The following is a 16,112-nucleotide window of genomic DNA, read 5'->3' as shown; positions in this document are numbered from 1 at the left end:
CATCCCTGTCACATTTTGAAACTGTCAGATTAAATCATTAGCCAGAAACTAAATCATTTTCCAGAAATAGTGGCCCCATAGTAGGTTCAGATAAACCAAAATGCGCGGGATAATCTACCGCCACTAAATACAGACCTTCAGCTTTGGCAGTTGCCGCCGCTTTTGTTCTGTCTTTCAGTGACAACAGCTCAGCCATCCATCCGATATTCTGATTACCACAACCAATCTCCAGCAAGCTGCCAACAATATTACGTACCATGTGATGAACAAAGGCATTCGCCTTAAGATCCACGACAATATAATGCCCGTGTCGGCTGACATTAATGTGCATCATATTGCGCCACGGTGAGTTGGACTGGCATTGCACCGCTCTGAAAGATGTAAAGTCATTTTCTCCCAATAAGCTTTGTGCGGCTGCATGCATTTTTTCCTCATCCAATGGATAGTGAAAATGCGTCACCCCCTTTGCCAGTACTGCCGGACGATAGCGATGGTTGAAAATCACATAGCGATAACGACGAGCTGTTGCACTGAAACGGGCATGAAACTCATCATCGACCGTTTTAATCCAGCGCACGGCAATATCCGGCGGCAAATGGGTATTAACCCCCATTGTCCATGCTGCATCTTTACGCTGTGCCGAAGTTTCAAAATGCACAACCTGCCCGGTTGCGTGTACCCCCGCATCCGTTCTGCCGGCACAGAAGACTGCAATAGGCTCATTCGCTACTTTCGATAAAGCCTTTTCCAAACATTCCTGTACGCTTTTCACTTCTTGCTGACGCTGCCAACCATAATATCGGCTGCCATCATATTCAATCCCCAGTGCAATTTTCACTTTCTTTGCCTCTGGCACAGACTGACTCAGCTCTGTATCAGACATCAGTAAAATTGCTCCTGCACCAGTTTTTCTGCGGTTTCAACCGCCATCAGTGCGCCACCAAAACGGATATTATCGGCAACTGACCAGAACTGTAGCATTTCTGGCATACCATAATCATTGCGCAGACAACCAATGCTTAAGCCATCATGCCCTGAAGCATCTGTTACTTGAGTTGGATAATCGCCTTCTTCTGAGACCTGAATATCTTCAATACGTTCAAATTCGCCATGCGCTTCTTCCATACCAACCGGACGCAATGTTTCCAAACTTACCATCTGTGCAATGCCATAGAAGACGGAAGACTGAACACAACTTACAGAAACTGGCAAACCTTCGTCCTGCAATATTCTACGGACTTGATCCACAATGCGGCGCTCTTCATATACAGCCCCTTCAACATCAGGCAATAAAGGCAATAAATTGAATGCCAATTGTTTGCTGAAACGACCTTCATCCGGTGGGATGCCATTCAATAACCGCGCACTCTGCCCCGCCAATTCATTGATAGCAGCCTTCCCGTGCACGGAAACCGGCAGGATATTAGTCAAATGTAAACGCGCAATACCAGCCACATCGATCAATGGCTTGATGGCAGTCAAAACTTGGCTGGTTGAGCTATCTGCCACCGCAACGATGTTACGGTTACGATACTCAGCCAGCGCATGCGGGTTAACACCCGGAACAACCAGAGGCACATCCGGCTCTGCTGCAAACAAACCACTGCTGTCGATAACCAGACAACCGGCTTCTGTTGCCCTTTCAATGTGTTGTGCCGTGACTTCCATCGTCGCGGCAAAAAATGCGAGTTGTACTTGTGACCAGTCAAATTCTTCAGCATCACGAACAGTGATGTTTTTGCCGTTAAAACGTTGGATTTTTCCAACACTTTGCTCACTGGCAAGAAGATGCAGTTCACCAACCGGAAATTGGCGCTCCTGCAATAACGCGAATATCGCTCCGCCTACTGCGCCCGTTGCACCCAAGAGCGCAATATTCCAACCTTCAGACATGTTGGTTTTCTCCACTTCTTCATTTTGCTGACAGGCAGGAACCCCCTGCCTGTATTAAATCATTTTAGGGTTAAACTCAATTTTGCATTAAACCCAAGTTTGGATAGTAGTTGAGCACTTTCCGCTGAATCACAATGCACTGTCAGGGAAGACCATTCCCGACGTTCAGGATAATGTTTGCGTAGCTGGTCAAAAGCACCCTCCTGATCCGCCACCTGACGTAAAGGTGCATCATCACGGCGCACATCATACACTAAATGTATCAAACGCTTCAGAACACGTTGTGTCACTTCACCCTGTAGGGTTATCTGGCTGAAATCAGGCTCAGGCAACAGATCAGCCAATTCCGCCTGACGGGGTTGTCCCAAAAACTCACTATAAGCTTCAAACACCTGAGTTGTACCCCGAGCCTTGCCTTCCAAGGTATAACCTGCAATATGAGGCGTACCAATATCAACTAAAGCCAGCAGAGGTAGTGAAAGATTAGGCTCTGGTTCCCAAACATCAAGTACCACACGCAATTTTTTGCCACTTTGCAACAAGGAAAGTAACGCTTGATTATCAACCACTTCACCACGACTGGCATTAATTAAAATTCGGTTGTCTGGCAATGCAGAAAGTAACTCTGCATCTGCCAAATGATAGGTTTGGTAAGCACCTGATTGATTAAGAGGTGTATGGAAAGTCAGAATATCCGCTTCTTTTACCAATTTTTCCAGCGGCCAAAATTCACCTTCATCGCCACGATCATCCCGGGGAGGATCACACAGCAAAGTTTTCACGCCCAAAGCCGTCAGCCTATCTGCCAAACGCCCTCCGACATTGCCAACCCCAACAATACCGACCGTTTTATCTTTAAGTTGAAACTGATCTTGCTCAGCCAACAGCACCAGTGCAGAAAACACATATTCAACCACAGCAATCGCATTACATCCCGGCGCAGCAGAAAAACCAATTCCCGCCTGTGACAACCATTGCTGATCAACATGATCCATACCCGCAGTGGCAGTCCCCACGAATCTCACGGAACTGCCCTGCAACAAGGATTCATTGACTTTAGTGACCGAACGCACCATAAAGGCATCCGCATGTTCCAAAACCTCCGCAGGTACTGGACGACCCGGAATTGCCTGTACTTCACCCAATTGCTGAAAAAGTTGTTCAGCATAAGGCATATTTTCATCAACTAAAATTTTCACTTTTCTCATCCAACGGCTAAATGGGCGTGACCTGCTATTTTGCCACTTTATCTTCATATACCCTAATGGATTTCGAGTTACAGCTTTGTTGACTGCAACCCGAAAGACGCAGGGATAAAATTTGCTGGGACTTTTCCTATTTTCTGCTCACCCTTTCCTGAAACGCTCCGGTGTTGTACCCGCAATCTGCTGAAACATAGCAATAAAAGCCGATGGTGAGCTATAACCCACATCAAACGCGATTTCATAAACATTTTTACCCTGCTCCAATAAAGAAATGGCGTGCAGGAAACGTAATCGCTGACGCCATTCGCCAAATGACATCCCCAATTGCTGTCGGCAACGCCGTGATAATGTTCTCTCTGAGGTATACCGTTTTTTTGCCCATTCCGATAAGGAAGTATTATCTGCGGGGTTACATTCCAGTGACTGCAATATTGGCCCTAGTAACTTGTCTTTTGAAGAAGGCAAATAAGTACACTGCTTTGGTGATATCTCCAATTGATCAATTAATATTTGGGCAAGGCGCTTATCTTTTTCTGTTTCAGGCTGGAGGAGCTTCCGCTCAAAAAAATCCACCATAATGGCACTGAATATACTGTTCAGACGAATAATGCAGGGTTGTTGGGGTAAGGTATCAGTCCACTGAGGAGATATGTCAATGATCCAAAATCGCAATGCTTTCCGGTTATAACTTGAATGCGCAATATTTTTTGGTATCCAGATACAAAACTCCGGCGGGGCAAGAAACCGCTGCTTCCCCACCTGCGTTTCCATTACGCCACAAACCACATAAATTAATTGCCCAAAAGGATGGGTATGTAACCTACATTCCGTCTCTGCATTCAGTGTTTCATCACGAAAAGAGAGTATATCCGGTATTATCGGCTGAAACACAGCTTGATTCGCTACCATCTGTTCGACCATTTCTACTCCTGAAACCTTTATTGCATACGATAATCAAGAAAAAGCATCTTGTCCTAATTACCACATCTGTTGTCTGATTATCGGTATATATAATAAATCGGTCATTGCTAAACTAGATAAACGATACACTCATATAAAAAATTAGCTCAATGAAGAATCTATTGTTTCCCCTCATCGCTGTATTGATCTGGTCAATCAATGCGGTTGTCAGTAAAGCTGCCGCAACCTTAATTGAACCGGCTGCAATTGCTTTTTACCGCTGGTTTATTGCCTTCCTGACTTTGACTCCCTTTATCTTATTGCCTGTCCTGAAACAGCGGAAAATAGTGGCCCAATATTGGTGGAAGCTGTTGATTCTTGGTTCTCTGGGGATGGTGCTCAACCAAAGCCTTGCTTACTATGCAGCCCATACGGTCAGTGCAACACTGATAGGCATTTTCACTTCATTGATTCCATTATTGACTGTCATCATCAGTATCTTTGCTTTACGAGTCCCCCCTACAGTGGGTATTACTCTCGGCACGATGCTCTCTCTATTCGGACTTGTTTGGCTGGTCAGCAAGGGAGAACCGGCTTCCTTATTACAACATGGTCTGGGCATTGGAGAGATCATGATGTTTATTGCAGCAGCGTCTTACGCTTTATATGGCGTATTGACAAAACGCTGGGCAATTCCATTACCTAACTGGCAATCACTTTACGTACAAATTGGCTTCGGTGTTTTATTGCTTTTGCCCAATTTCATGATGGCAGAAAATGTCCGGCTAACAGCCGATAATATCTCTCTTGTCTTGTTTGCCGGCATTCCGGCATCGATTCTCGCACCTTATCTGTGGATACAGGGTGTGGTTCGCATTGGTGCAAACATGACTTCGATCTTTATGAATCTGGCTCCAGTATTCACTGCCATTATTGCTATCGTAGCTCTCAATGAAAAAATGCACAGCTACCACCTCATTGGAGGAGGTATTGTGCTGGCAGGCGTGATACTCGCACAGCGGTTACGTATCCCGCTCACACGCAGAAAGCCGGAATACAATTCTGACCAGTAAGCCCCCCAGTGCCTCACTGGGCAGAAGCTGGAGAGTGGCACCGTGATACAGGCTGATTTCCTTGACGATGGTCAGCCCCAGTCCAGTCCCTTCCAGCCCTGCCGCGTTATCCAGACGGTTAAAAGCCATAAGCGACTGACCAATGTCTTCCTGTGCGATACCCGGCCCTGAATCATCGATTTCAAGACAACAATATTTTTTGTCTGGGTTCATGCTGATCCTGCCCGTCACGATTCCCGCCTGTGGGGTATATTTGATGGCATTGTCCAATAAATTGGCACACATTTCCGCCAGCAATAAAGGCTCACCTTTGATCCATAAGCTCTCCTCCCCTTCGTAGCCCAAATCTATCTTTTTACTTTCTGCTTGTTGCAGACGGGAAAAGCAGACTTGCTGCAACAATTCTACGATATTGACGGGCTGATAATTCTGTATGGCTTCCTTTTCATGTACTTTAAGCTGAGACAGTTGCAACAGGCGTTCAGTCAGTGAAATCATGTTATCCAGACTTTTGTTAATCGCTGCCAGAATTTTTTCTCTCTGGGTAGGATCTTGCTCACTGTGCGCCACTGCAACTTGAGTCTTCAATACAGCGAGAGGTGTTCTGAGTTGATGGGATGCATCAGCGCTGAATCGTTCCTGACGACTCATCATTAGCTTCAACCGTTCGATATATCGGTTGAAGGCCCGGAGTAATAACGAGAGTTCAGGCCACGGCAAAATATCCGGCAAAGGGGTAAGATCATTGGCGGAGCGGTGGATCATAATGCCAGAGAGTTTTCTCAATGGTTTAAATAATTGTTTTAGCAGGATGTAAGCAAGGAGCAATGTCAGCAATACGACTGACCCTTGGCTTACTAACGAAGAAATCAGTAATTGCTGGGCCATGTATTGGCGGGAAATCACCGTTTCAGCCACCAATATCAATGCCATGCCCATGATGCCTCCTTCATTGATGGGCTGGTACATCGCTACCACACGTATCGGCTTCCCCTGATATTCCGCATCATAAAAATACGCAAGCGCCGTATACAATGGTGAACGCCGGATATTTTTTGGTATGGGGGGGAGGTCACCATAACCAGAAATCGTTTTACCTTCTGGCGAGATAACTTGATAGTAAAGTCGATCATTCGTATTTCGTTCAAAGCTATCCAACACAACATAAGGCACATCAACAATCAAATGTTTGTTCTCGACAATCAAACGTTCTGCAACCGTCCTTGCTGACGCAAGCAATGTCCGATCATAAGCCAGCGTTGTGGCATTCCTCACGCTAATATACTGGCTATAAACCGAAGCACAGCCAAATAACAGTAACGGCACCCCCAAAAACAACAGTAATTGATGGAATAATAACCGTGGTATTTTGAAATATTTCATTGCTCCTGCCGCTCTAACCGATATCCCAATCCACGTAATGTTCCGATTCCTACATCACTGTTGAGTAATTTTTTCCGTAATCGATGTACATACAGTTCAATGCTCTGTGGATTTGCATCGTCCGACAGAGAAAATACCTGTTCAAACAATAGTTGTTTCGAAACAGGACGCCCCCTGCGCTGAAACAGAGTTGTTAAAACTGATAATTCTCTGGGAGTAAGTGCTAACGGTACATTATCCAATAAGAAATAACCTTCATCTTCATAAACCAATGAGCCGAATTTCAGGGTTTCTTGTTGAATACCAGAGCTACGCCGCAACAACGCACGTATGCGAGCCTCCAATTCCTGAAAATCAAAAGGTTTGGTTAAATAATCATCAGCACCTGAATTCAACCCCTTCACACGATCTGTAACACCCGAGTTAGCTGTCAATAACAAGACAGGTAAATTTTGCCCCCGTTTCCGCAACCGCAATAACAAAGAGATACCGTCCAACCTCGGCAAAGCAACATCCAGAATCAGTAAGGCATAATTTTCAGTCTGCAAAAGCTGATCCGCCACAACACCATCTTCAGCCAAATCAACTACAAACCCAGAATGACTTAATGCCTTATATAACCAATGTGATAAATCAGGATGATCTTCAACTAATAAAAGACGCATATTAAAAACATCTCCCTCTGCTCTGCCATCGTGCGCAATACTTTCATTACATCTTGCCATGTGAGCCAGATCTATATTTATTCTTTATTGACTGATACCTAGGGGCTGTTGATGTTTTAAGGTCATAATTCAATCAACCCACATTGGCAACCAGACAATGATAAACGCCAGTGCCACCATGCTGGCATAATTCCGTTCAAGTTTATCGTATCTTGTTGCTATTGCTCGGAAATGTTTAATTCTGGCAAACGCATTCTCCACCCAGTGACGATAACGGTATAAACATTTATCAATGCGTTGGTCTGCTTGTCGACTATTTTTGCGATAAGGGATCACCGGAGTGGCTTCGCATTGTTCAATAAATATTCTGAAACGCTGGCTATCATACCCTTTATCAGCGATAACCGCTTCGGATGGGGGAGACTCAGAGACAAGTCTTTCTGCGTGGACACTATCGTGAACCTGACCACCCGGTAATCCTCCCTAAACTTTTTACCAGTAACCAACGCTGCGGAACCTCCCCGTAACGAGTATCATCGCTAAAAAGGCTTCGCCGTGGGAAACCGAGTGGTCGGCATATTTAGGTAAAAGGACATCAATCATGCGGGGTAAACCGACTTCATGACAAAAGGCGGCGACAAGGCCAAGATGATCGAGACGTTGGATAGCGGGTTCAGCGAGAGACATATTGGGCTTCCGACAAATAAAAGTAATAGATCAAACCTCACGATCGCCGTCAACCTAGTTTTGGGAATAAAGCAATACACTGTGCAGTCAATCACATTATTTTTAAATCAGAAATGAGGTGCGGAATGACGGATCAATGAGAACACTAATGGATGAATCAGAGATTACTTCCCAAAAGGAACTAATTTCAATAAAGTATCAGAGCTGGAGGTTAACCTTGTGGCAAACCGATTAAACAATCGTCCTCGTAAAACACGAGATTACAAAACACCGAATGAGTTATTTAAAGGTATCCCCACTCATTTACTTCGTTCATTACGATGTTGCACTTAATATGTGAATCCAAGACATAATGATATCTGATGATATTCTTTGGCATGATGGTCTGGGATAATAATTTTTGTGCGAAGACAATAATACCAGACCATTATGTTGTTTAAATTCCCTTCTAAAACGTCAACAGCCCTTAGTCAATTTAACATCATCAATCCATGACAAATCTTTCAACCTAACATGCAAAAAGACAACTTTGAGTAACTCTTCAATAATTAGCATAGTCAAAATTGAAATATAAGTACAATTTAGATGTATTATAAGAATAGTTGAAATTGGTATGGATACTAACCATTGACAGATAAAATTCAATTTTAGGTTATTTTTTGTATCACCGCAATTTTGAAGTATAGTTAGATAATATACAGATATGCATTTTAGCAAAAAAATCAATGGGAAAAGCAATAGATATATAAAATCATATCTTACATTATAATATATTGAAAAATTATAGAGTACTATAAAGAAAGTCACGCTAGTTACCAATGAATATAAGTAAACTGATAACTTCTGCTTCTTTAAATATTTATCTAGCTCAGCTATGCTATATCCATATCCTAGTCTTCTAGCAACTAATATTCCAGATGAAGTAGCTACTCCCCAAGATATTGCTAAGAATGCGGATTCTACGGTGGAAATAACAGAGTGTAGAGCTATATAAGCAACCCCTAGTCTTCCAATAAGAAACTGATACGTCGCGATTCCAAGAGACCATATTATATTGGTCAATAAAATAGGTAGAAACTTTGAAAAATAATCAATAACTAGTGGCTTGAAAGAATTTAAATATATTTTTTTTATAAAATACTTATAGGTATAAATTTTTACTAATATATAATAGCCAACAATTGTTCTAATTATTCTAGCTATTGTTGTTGATAAAGCTGCACCTATGATACCCATCTCAGGGAATGATAAATTTCCATATATCATAACCCAATTTAAGAAAACCGCAATTATGACCTCTAGAATGGTTATTTTTGTTGATATGGATGGTTTTTTATGACATCTATTGATTGTGTCAATAGTTAGTGATAGTGAACTAAATAAATATAAAGGAGAAGTGTATTTTAAATAGCTTGAACAAAGAAGTGAGACTTCTAAATTATCAGTAAAAACAGAAGATAGATGATAAGAAAGTAATGCCTGAATAACAGACTGCATTGTAGATACTGTTAATAAACAAAATAGAGATATTTGTATTATTGAAGTTTGATTTTTTACATTTCCAGAGCCAACATAATTCGATAAAAATATAGATAAAGTGGCAGTTAACGATATAAGCAATGTAATGTTTAGCCATGTTATTTTAGCCGCAATTCCAATTGCGGCGACATGGGACTCCCCTAGCTCAGATATCATAAAAATATCAATATAACCTAAGCAAGAGAAAACCAAACTCTGAATGGAAATGGGGATGGCCAGTCTTAATATTTCACTAATTTTCATAGTATTTTATTATAAACCGAGAGTATGTCTATCACTATTTTATAAGTAGAACAGATTCACTTACTGAATTTAACTTTATCTTATTTATCTCATTGTTTTGAGTGTATACTTCTTGGAAGTTATATTTTGAATAATTTATTCCTTCTAAAAGTTTAGCTAAATTATTGTCATTATATAAAATAGACGAATAGAGTATTGAGAAAGAGAATGCTTTTTCAACACCCAACTCATTCACTCTAGATATAATGTCATCATTATCTATTTTTTTGGACAAGAAGTAATAATATTCTCTAACATCACAAAATTTTATCAAATTGATATCTTGAGCAAAATTTTCCCACGCTTCATTTGAAGCCTCCTTATACAAATGAGCACATAAATGAATAAAAAAATCAACACTGGATAATGTTTTTTTGTTATTTAGAATAGAATAAGTTGATAGGAGCTTTTCATTAATGTCCTTATTGTCAGAAAATGACAGTCCAAAAGTAAAATCTATGGATATAATATCAACATTGGGCTCTGGGTGGATTTTACAAAATGGCGGAAGGTTAAACATCTTTACTTTCCACATTAATTTATCTTCACGACCAAGTTCAGTTAAAGTTTTGTCATTGACGTTATACTCGCCCTGAATATAACCTAAATCATTCATTATTTTTGGTAATTTTTTTAAGTCATTTTTGCTAACAAAAAAATCCAAGTCGTTTAGTGTTCGTGTACCATAATCGGTATATATCAAATCCAATAAAACAGAGCCTTTTAGAGGTCTTATATCAATTCCTTTCTCCTTAAATGCCGTTAAAATAGTAAACAACTCTTCTATAAGTACTTTGTTTCTCTTATTTGTTGCTAAATAAATATATTTTATAGCACTTGCTATTCTATAAGGCACTAGATGCAGTAGTTTCATCTCAGACAGAGATTTATAGACGATGCCTACAATTTTTTGCCTATTGACTATTGAAAGGAACCGATCCCAAGGAAATTCCGTGTGATTCATGATACCAATCAATTGACTTTTATTCACATTTTCATAATCAGTTCTACATAAGGAAGTTAATGTGTATAAAATTTTTGAATTTGTAACTGTAGTATTCATGTCATATACCTCTTTATTTAATAATAACTGTATATATCTGAAATCTCTTAAGGTGGGAGCTGTGTAGAACGACGATACCAAATAAATCACAAAAAATTATTATATGCCTTAGATGAGCCACTTTGCAGTGATTGTTTGAGCTGGAATATCCATTTATCCATGTTTTATTTATCCACTCAATGGCTTTTTGTTTCACGTTTGAATACATCGAGTATGCTCTTGTCACCTGTTTATGACGCGGATTCGAATACATACATCATATAGGTCACTAAATCTATATGCCACTACAACTAATTCTCTTGGAGAGAGATTGTTTCTTAAATTTCTTAGATGGGCAAGGAATTAAAAAAACAACAAATCATATATGTGATAAATTTCACACGATTGTTGTTTTTTGTGAATCTCTGTGAATAAATTGTTTTACATTACAAAAAAACAGTGTTACTTATGCCAAATAAGAAGTGAATAGTATGTATATTACGGAAATACTAACTTTATAAAACTAATGATATCTCTAATTGATATTATTAGCTAGGAATAATTTATAGCCTTCTATGCTTTGTAAACTGTATTTCCGCATTGATAGTGAAAGGTGAAAATATAACGGTAGTTAGTATCATATATGTGTCATCAATTTAATTATATAAGGGAAAATTATGAAAATATCAGTAATAATTCCAACAATTAATAGGCCATCAATGCTACTGAATGCAGTTAATAGCGTTAATTCACAGAAATTCTTGAATAAAGAAATAATAATAGTTAATGATGCAGAAAAATCTATTGTCGACATTTTTTCACATATTCCTAATGTGACAGTTATTGAAAGTAATTTAGGTAATGGCCCAGGTTTTTGTCGGAGTATTGGATGTAAACATGCAAGTGGAGATTATATAACTTTCCTAGATGATGATGATATAATGTTACCTGATTATTTGGAAAGATTACATAATGAAATTTTAAATAGCATTGATAAATCTTGTTTTTATTGGTCCAGTGTGAGGGTTTTAGATCGAGTATCCGAATCATGTGTAAGTCAATTCGATATAAAATTTCCTATTGAATATGATAGCTTTTCAGATTTGGCAGTGACAGCTTTAAGGATTGGCACCGGATATGGACTTACTTGCGCAAGAGGAGTACTTAAGGAAATCGGGTACTTTAATCCAAAATACAGATACATAGAAGATACAGAACTAGTTATTCGTTTGTTAAAGAACAATATTCATCCGGTGCCTATAAATCAGATTTACATTGAGATAAACAAACATTCCATTAATCAGTTAACATCAAGTAAATTCAATGATAAAAGAATTAAAGAATGTCACAAATTACTTTGTGAGCAGTCTGATTTCTTCGATAAATTTCCGACAGCAAAGGCACAGCTAAATAGACAAATATTAAAGTTGGAAAGTGAAGTGATATGAATTTACAAATTAGTTGTATTCTATCTACTAATGGCGGCTAATTGAGTATTAATTACTAACTTGCACTCTAGTGCAATAATTTATTAATGATCAACCCTTTTGGAGTAAGTGGTGGAATACTACTTAAATATACTATCAAATCGAGTTACTTTTATAGATCGCCGTAATTCTGAGTTTTACAAATGGCTATTAACAACGCCAGAATTTCATATATATGGTAATGAAGCTAAAGAAAAACTAAATTCTAACTTATCAAGGTTGGCAAAAGTATGCCCTGAGTTATTTATTCACTACACGATAACAACTGACTTGCGTGTTAAACCTGTAGGTGAGGTAACAATAAAGATAATGGCTTATGAAGATTATAAGCATGAAATATTATCTGATTATAATTTGATAAAACCACTTATTTTATTTTTAAAAGAGACCACTAATGGTTTAAGTTTTTTCTTTGTCGTAAATCATTTTTTATCTGATGCGCTTTCCAATGGGATGATTTCAAATTTGTTATCTGGGGAAGATGCTAGCTGGGATTTATATGAGAAGAACCATATTAAAAACTTTGTATCTTCTAAACTTGGTAAAACATCAAAAAATAATAAATATAATTTAGATTTTATAAAAGAATACTGTGAGTTAGAAATTCATAACTCTGAGAAATCGAGATTTCCAATTAGAGATATGAAATTAGAGTCCAGCACCTTAGCTCTTCGTCATAAAGTTTTAAGATCTACATCAGACAATATGATTACGGCCCATTTAATTAAATCCATTGCATCGTCATTTGATGATTTTTTTGGAGGAGAACACTTATATATAGGATTAAATCAACATGGAAGAGAACCTACTCATTCGATAGATCCTAGATATACATTAGGATGGTTGAACGAGATGCGGCCGTTAATAATAAAAAAGAGCAAAAATGGTTACTGTGTTAACGATATCAAATCCAGAGTACTGATGAACACTCTATATGGTAGCGATACTAATACTCTGTTTGCTAGTAACACTGAATATGGAGAGGTTGGTATACAATTTCCATCAATTTGTCTAAATGTAATAAATAAAAAATGGTTTACAGGAAAAATTAATACACAGTATAAATGTAAGATTTTAGTTAATGATAGTGGAGCATATCGAATTATGCATATAGGTATTGGACTTATTGTGGACTCTGAATATTGTGATTTAATTCTAGACTTCTCTTCTCTTGATTACGAAGAGAATTATATCAGAGGGTTATTTTATTTGTTAATTGAAAACTTTAATAATTCACACAATTTAAATTTTAAATAATATGATAAATTCCAAATACGATCTATTAAAAAATGTCCTTTACAAAGAATCTGGGATAAATCCAGATCATCTAGATATATATAAAAAAGGTTTTAATTCTAGAGGTGCCGTCAAGTATTTCTTGGTTAAAAATCCAGGTAAAATAATAAGAAATCAAATTAATGGAGCTCCTATTTTAACATACATGTCATATGAGCAGTATTTCAATAGTTTAGGAATTAATATTACTTATGATGGTTTGAGTCATGATTCTCTAGAAAAGAATTGTTTTAGAGTGATTAATCCTTGGGGATTTGTAGGAATACAGATTGGTGAATCTGCTTTGTTTTCTTTAGGAGTATACAACCCTAAAGATATGGAGATCAATGGTAGAACCTATAAGGTTTACTATGATTTTGTTCATCCTGAATATACATGGAAAGGCAATAATAAATTGGAACTATTTGACTGTCCTAAAGGTGAATCATTCATATGTACATCATATAATATGTGGCAAGGTGATTTTACAGGAAAATTTGGTGTTAATAATTTTCAAGACCTATATGAACCAAATAAACAGACCGCTATTATTTATGCTATATGGGCTAGCGGGATTAATAAATTATGTAACCTTATAGGTATGAAATTTGATTTAGTTAACTTAGTAAAATATATAAATAATGAAAAGAAACTCCCTTTTGAAGCGTCCGAAAGTGGTATCCTCGCAGCTATACATTTAGTTGGTCCATACAAGTTATTTGAAGTAATAGGTAAAGGTGGATTTGTAACTGATGAAATAGGAACGAGTGCTTTCTCCTATATTGAGGACTTTTCCTTCTTGAAGATTGATCCTATGTTCAATAATGTAGTGGAGGAATTATGTCATTCAATGTAATTGAATATTTGTATTATTCAACAAATAATTTTTCTCAGTCTATTTTTTATAGAGATCATCCCATTAAAATTACATATGGTGAGTTCCTTTCTAAGGTTGTTTATTTTTCAGACTACTTCTCTAAAGTGAGAGAGAAAGTAGTTGCTATTGATATTGAAAGAAAGGATATAAATATGTATTCTATTTTTTCGGCAATGTGGAAAAACAAGAATACGATAGTTCCTTTGATTTCCGATTGGGATGATGAATATAAAGATCGAATAATTAATACAGTTAAAGCTGATATCAGGATCAATCAAGATCTTAGTGTATGTGATATAAAACATAAAGTAGACAAAAACGGTTCAGTTATTATGCCAGCAAAAACTGCATACATATTGTTCACATCAGGCTCTACTGGTTTGCCTAAAGGAGTTCCGATTACACATTTAGCCTTAAAACATTATATTGATAATATCTATAAGGAATTGAAAATTGAAAAAGGTATCGAACGATTGACCAATACATTTTCTCCAGTTTTTGATCTTTTTTATCATGATCTATTTCTAAGTTGGAGGAGTGCAAGCTCTATAACTCCTCTAGAAACAAAAAAAATTGGACAATTACTAAATAAGGTAGAAAATAATAAGCTTACTTATTGGTTTTCTGTTCCTACACTCGCTCAGATGTTGATTTCTCTCAAACCAAAATCATATCAGTTGTCTAGTTTAAAAGTTTCTTTGTTTTGCGGGGAATTATTAAGAAAACACGTCGTAACCTCTTGGGCACAAATATCTAATTGTCAGAAGATATTTAATTTATATGGACCAACTGAAACAACAATCGCATGTATGATAAGTGATGTGGGTACTGAATCCCCCCCTAGTCTTGGCCGAGCTTTAGGAAACATGTCATACAAAACTGAGCATTTATCTGGAAATCTATACAAATTATTGTTGTCAGGACCTCAACTTTTTAATGGATATATAGGTTCCTCAAAGAATAGTTTTGTGAAAGTCGATGGTAAAGTATATTACGACACAGGAGATTTAGTAACTATATTAGATGGTGACGTATATTTTGAGGGAAGAGTAGATCGGCAGACTAAGATCATGGGACATAGAATTGATCTTCAAGGTCTTGAAGAACAATTAAGAGTAAAAAACAATAATCCTTTGGTTTTTGTCGTTCTTTATTATGACAAAAATATAGATTGCAATACTGGAATTACAATTTTCTATCAACCTAAAAACGAAGGTAAAATATTTGAGCACGAGTTCATTAAAAATGTTAAAGTGAAAAGAATTGTTTGTATTGAATCTGTGCCTACATTAATAAGTGGAAAGGTAAATTATAAAAAGTTGGAGTTATGGGAAAAAAATCAAATTTAGATATTGAAAGAATAGTAATTGATTTTATGAAGAAATCTGAAATAAGATCACTTGATGATTTGGATTCATTTCAAATTGTTTCTTTGATTGTTCATTTGGAAAATGATATTGATATTAATTTATTAGATGAAGATCTGACGTTTGATGATTTTTCTAATATGAATTCAATTATTAACTTAGTAAATAAATGTCTTGTTTAATGTATTTCATCAAATCATCATAAATCTGTTAGAGATTGATAATGTTAATGATAAATGAAATCTCTATAAAATGAGCATGAGGTTAATGTTTTATATGTTATTTCATAATTAATAAACTAATGTAAATAAGCTTAAGTTATGAAATTAAATTGTTACAATTACTAAATGAATTAATAATATTGTTTATTTTAATGATTCTATAAAAGTTAATATATATAACGAGAGCAGTGAGAAAAGTATTAATTTTCACTAGTT

The 16,112-nt window shown here is 37.3% G+C and carries 14 protein-coding genes and 3 pseudogenes; 7 read left to right on the top strand and 10 right to left on the bottom strand.

Annotated elements, in window-relative coordinates:
• Positions 1–37: 37 nt before the first annotated feature.
• The 4 genes from truA to AC5JQI_RS12165 all read right to left on the bottom strand — a co-directional run bounded on the left by truA (position 38) and on the right by AC5JQI_RS12165 (position 4,019).
• Complete coding sequence (gene truA, locus AC5JQI_RS12180) at positions 38–883, bottom strand: tRNA pseudouridine(38-40) synthase TruA (protein WP_493912359.1); 846 nt, start codon at positions 881–883, stop codon at positions 38–40.
• Entirely contained in the window at positions 883–1,893 is a 1,011-nt protein-coding gene (locus AC5JQI_RS12175) for an aspartate-semialdehyde dehydrogenase (protein WP_493912358.1), read from the bottom strand. The genes truA and AC5JQI_RS12175 overlap by 1 nt, the downstream gene beginning before the upstream one ends.
• 59 nt (positions 1,894–1,952) lie before the next feature.
• Positions 1,953–3,092 carry a 4-phosphoerythronate dehydrogenase PdxB gene (pdxB, locus tag AC5JQI_RS12170; protein ID WP_493912357.1) on the bottom strand — a complete coding sequence of 380 codons (1,140 nt, stop codon included), beginning with the start codon at positions 3,090–3,092 and terminating at the stop codon, positions 1,953–1,955.
• Positions 3,093–3,239: 147 nt separating this feature from the next.
• The gene (locus tag AC5JQI_RS12165) at positions 3,240–4,019 is read right to left on the bottom strand and encodes an AraC family transcriptional regulator (protein WP_493912356.1); all 780 of its coding nucleotides are present in this window, start codon (positions 4,017–4,019) and stop codon (positions 3,240–3,242) included.
• A 149-nt stretch (positions 4,020–4,168) separates the two neighbouring features.
• On the opposite strand from AC5JQI_RS12165, the gene AC5JQI_RS12160 reads away from it, so the two are divergent.
• On the top strand, positions 4,169–5,071 hold the full coding sequence (locus AC5JQI_RS12160; protein WP_493912355.1) for a DMT family transporter: 903 nt from the start codon (positions 4,169–4,171) through the stop codon (positions 5,069–5,071).
• On the opposite strand, the gene AC5JQI_RS12155 is transcribed toward AC5JQI_RS12160, so the two are convergent.
• The 4 genes and pseudogenes from AC5JQI_RS12155 to AC5JQI_RS12140 form a co-directional block, all read right to left on the bottom strand.
• Entirely contained in the window at positions 5,021–6,454 is a 1,434-nt protein-coding gene (locus tag AC5JQI_RS12155) for a sensor histidine kinase (protein WP_493912354.1), read from the bottom strand. The two genes, AC5JQI_RS12160 and AC5JQI_RS12155, sit on opposite strands and share 51 nt — an antisense overlap.
• Positions 6,451–7,119, bottom strand: coding sequence for a transcriptional regulator TctD (gene tctD, locus AC5JQI_RS12150; RefSeq protein ID WP_237387376.1), 669 nt, complete (start codon positions 7,117–7,119; stop codon positions 6,451–6,453). The genes AC5JQI_RS12155 and tctD overlap by 4 nt, the downstream gene beginning before the upstream one ends.
• Positions 7,120–7,248: 129 nt before the next feature.
• Positions 7,249–7,596, bottom strand: a pseudogene (locus AC5JQI_RS12145) (transposase); the annotation flags it as partial.
• Between the two features lie 51 nt (positions 7,597–7,647).
• Positions 7,648–7,806 (bottom strand): annotated as a pseudogene (locus AC5JQI_RS12140) (DUF4277 domain-containing protein); the annotation flags it as partial.
• Positions 7,807–7,938: 132 nt separating this feature from the next.
• On the opposite strand from AC5JQI_RS12140, the pseudogene AC5JQI_RS12135 reads away from it, so the two are divergent.
• Positions 7,939–8,139, top strand: a pseudogene (locus tag AC5JQI_RS12135) (transposase); the annotation flags it as partial.
• A gap of 123 nt (positions 8,140–8,262) precedes the next feature.
• On the opposite strand, the gene AC5JQI_RS12130 reads toward AC5JQI_RS12135, so the two are convergent.
• Together AC5JQI_RS12130 and AC5JQI_RS12125 are read right to left on the bottom strand one after the other, a co-directional pair.
• Entirely contained in the window at positions 8,263–9,588 is a 1,326-nt protein-coding gene (locus AC5JQI_RS12130) for an MATE family efflux transporter (RefSeq protein ID WP_493912353.1), read from the bottom strand.
• Between the two features lie 34 nt (positions 9,589–9,622).
• Positions 9,623–10,690 carry a nucleotidyltransferase domain-containing protein gene (locus AC5JQI_RS12125; protein ID WP_493912352.1) on the bottom strand — a complete coding sequence of 356 codons (1,068 nt, stop codon included), beginning with the start codon at positions 10,688–10,690 and terminating at the stop codon, positions 9,623–9,625.
• 656 nt (positions 10,691–11,346) lie between these two features.
• On the opposite strand from AC5JQI_RS12125, the gene AC5JQI_RS12120 reads away from it, so the two are divergent.
• The 5 genes from AC5JQI_RS12120 (at position 11,347) to AC5JQI_RS12100 (ending at position 15,857) form a co-directional block, all read left to right on the top strand.
• On the top strand, positions 11,347–12,117 hold the full coding sequence (locus tag AC5JQI_RS12120; RefSeq protein WP_493912351.1) for a glycosyltransferase family 2 protein: 771 nt from the start codon (positions 11,347–11,349) through the stop codon (positions 12,115–12,117).
• 111 nt (positions 12,118–12,228) lie between these two features.
• Positions 12,229–13,413 carry a hypothetical protein gene (locus AC5JQI_RS12115; protein ID WP_493912350.1) on the top strand — a complete coding sequence of 395 codons (1,185 nt, stop codon included), beginning with the start codon at positions 12,229–12,231 and terminating at the stop codon, positions 13,411–13,413.
• Between the two features lies 1 nt (position 13,414).
• Positions 13,415–14,287 (top strand): hypothetical protein, encoded by an 873-nt coding sequence (locus tag AC5JQI_RS12110; RefSeq protein ID WP_493912349.1) that lies wholly within the window; start codon positions 13,415–13,417, stop codon positions 14,285–14,287.
• Positions 14,272–15,657 carry an AMP-binding protein gene (locus tag AC5JQI_RS12105; protein ID WP_493912348.1) on the top strand — a complete coding sequence of 462 codons (1,386 nt, stop codon included), beginning with the start codon at positions 14,272–14,274 and terminating at the stop codon, positions 15,655–15,657. Before AC5JQI_RS12110 ends, AC5JQI_RS12105 begins: the two co-directional genes overlap by 16 nt.
• On the top strand, positions 15,636–15,857 hold the full coding sequence (locus tag AC5JQI_RS12100; protein ID WP_493912347.1) for a hypothetical protein: 222 nt from the start codon (positions 15,636–15,638) through the stop codon (positions 15,855–15,857). Before AC5JQI_RS12105 ends, AC5JQI_RS12100 begins: the two co-directional genes overlap by 22 nt.
• The last annotated feature ends 255 nt before the right edge of the window (positions 15,858–16,112 follow it).

The organism is Xenorhabdus sp. XBWT, assembly GCF_059072735.1.
This window is presented reverse-complemented; position numbering and strand designations above follow the sequence as displayed.

Bases quoted from the DNA above. Each gene is read 5' to 3' on its own strand.
- tctD (WP_237387376.1), bottom strand. From the start codon at position 7,119: ATGCGTCTTTTATTAGTTGAAGATCATCCTGATTTATCACATTGGTTA.
- AC5JQI_RS12155 (WP_493912354.1), bottom strand. From the start codon at position 6,454: ATGAAATATTTCAAAATACCACGGTTATTATTCCATCAATTACTGTTG.
- AC5JQI_RS12110 (WP_493912349.1), top strand. From the start codon at position 13,415: ATGATAAATTCCAAATACGATCTATTAAAAAATGTCCTTTACAAAGAA.
- AC5JQI_RS12165 (WP_493912356.1), bottom strand. From the start codon at position 4,019: ATGGTCGAACAGATGGTAGCGAATCAAGCTGTGTTTCAGCCGATAATA.
- AC5JQI_RS12100 (WP_493912347.1), top strand. From the start codon at position 15,636: ATGGGAAAAAAATCAAATTTAGATATTGAAAGAATAGTAATTGATTTT.
- AC5JQI_RS12125 (WP_493912352.1), bottom strand. From the start codon at position 10,690: ATGAATACTACAGTTACAAATTCAAAAATTTTATACACATTAACTTCC.
- AC5JQI_RS12120 (WP_493912351.1), top strand. From the start codon at position 11,347: ATGAAAATATCAGTAATAATTCCAACAATTAATAGGCCATCAATGCTA.
- AC5JQI_RS12175 (WP_493912358.1), bottom strand. From the start codon at position 1,893: ATGTCTGAAGGTTGGAATATTGCGCTCTTGGGTGCAACGGGCGCAGTA.
- AC5JQI_RS12160 (WP_493912355.1), top strand. From the start codon at position 4,169: ATGAAGAATCTATTGTTTCCCCTCATCGCTGTATTGATCTGGTCAATC.
- truA (WP_493912359.1), bottom strand. From the start codon at position 883: ATGTCTGATACAGAGCTGAGTCAGTCTGTGCCAGAGGCAAAGAAAGTG.
- AC5JQI_RS12105 (WP_493912348.1), top strand. From the start codon at position 14,272: ATGTCATTCAATGTAATTGAATATTTGTATTATTCAACAAATAATTTT.
- AC5JQI_RS12130 (WP_493912353.1), bottom strand. From the start codon at position 9,588: ATGAAAATTAGTGAAATATTAAGACTGGCCATCCCCATTTCCATTCAG.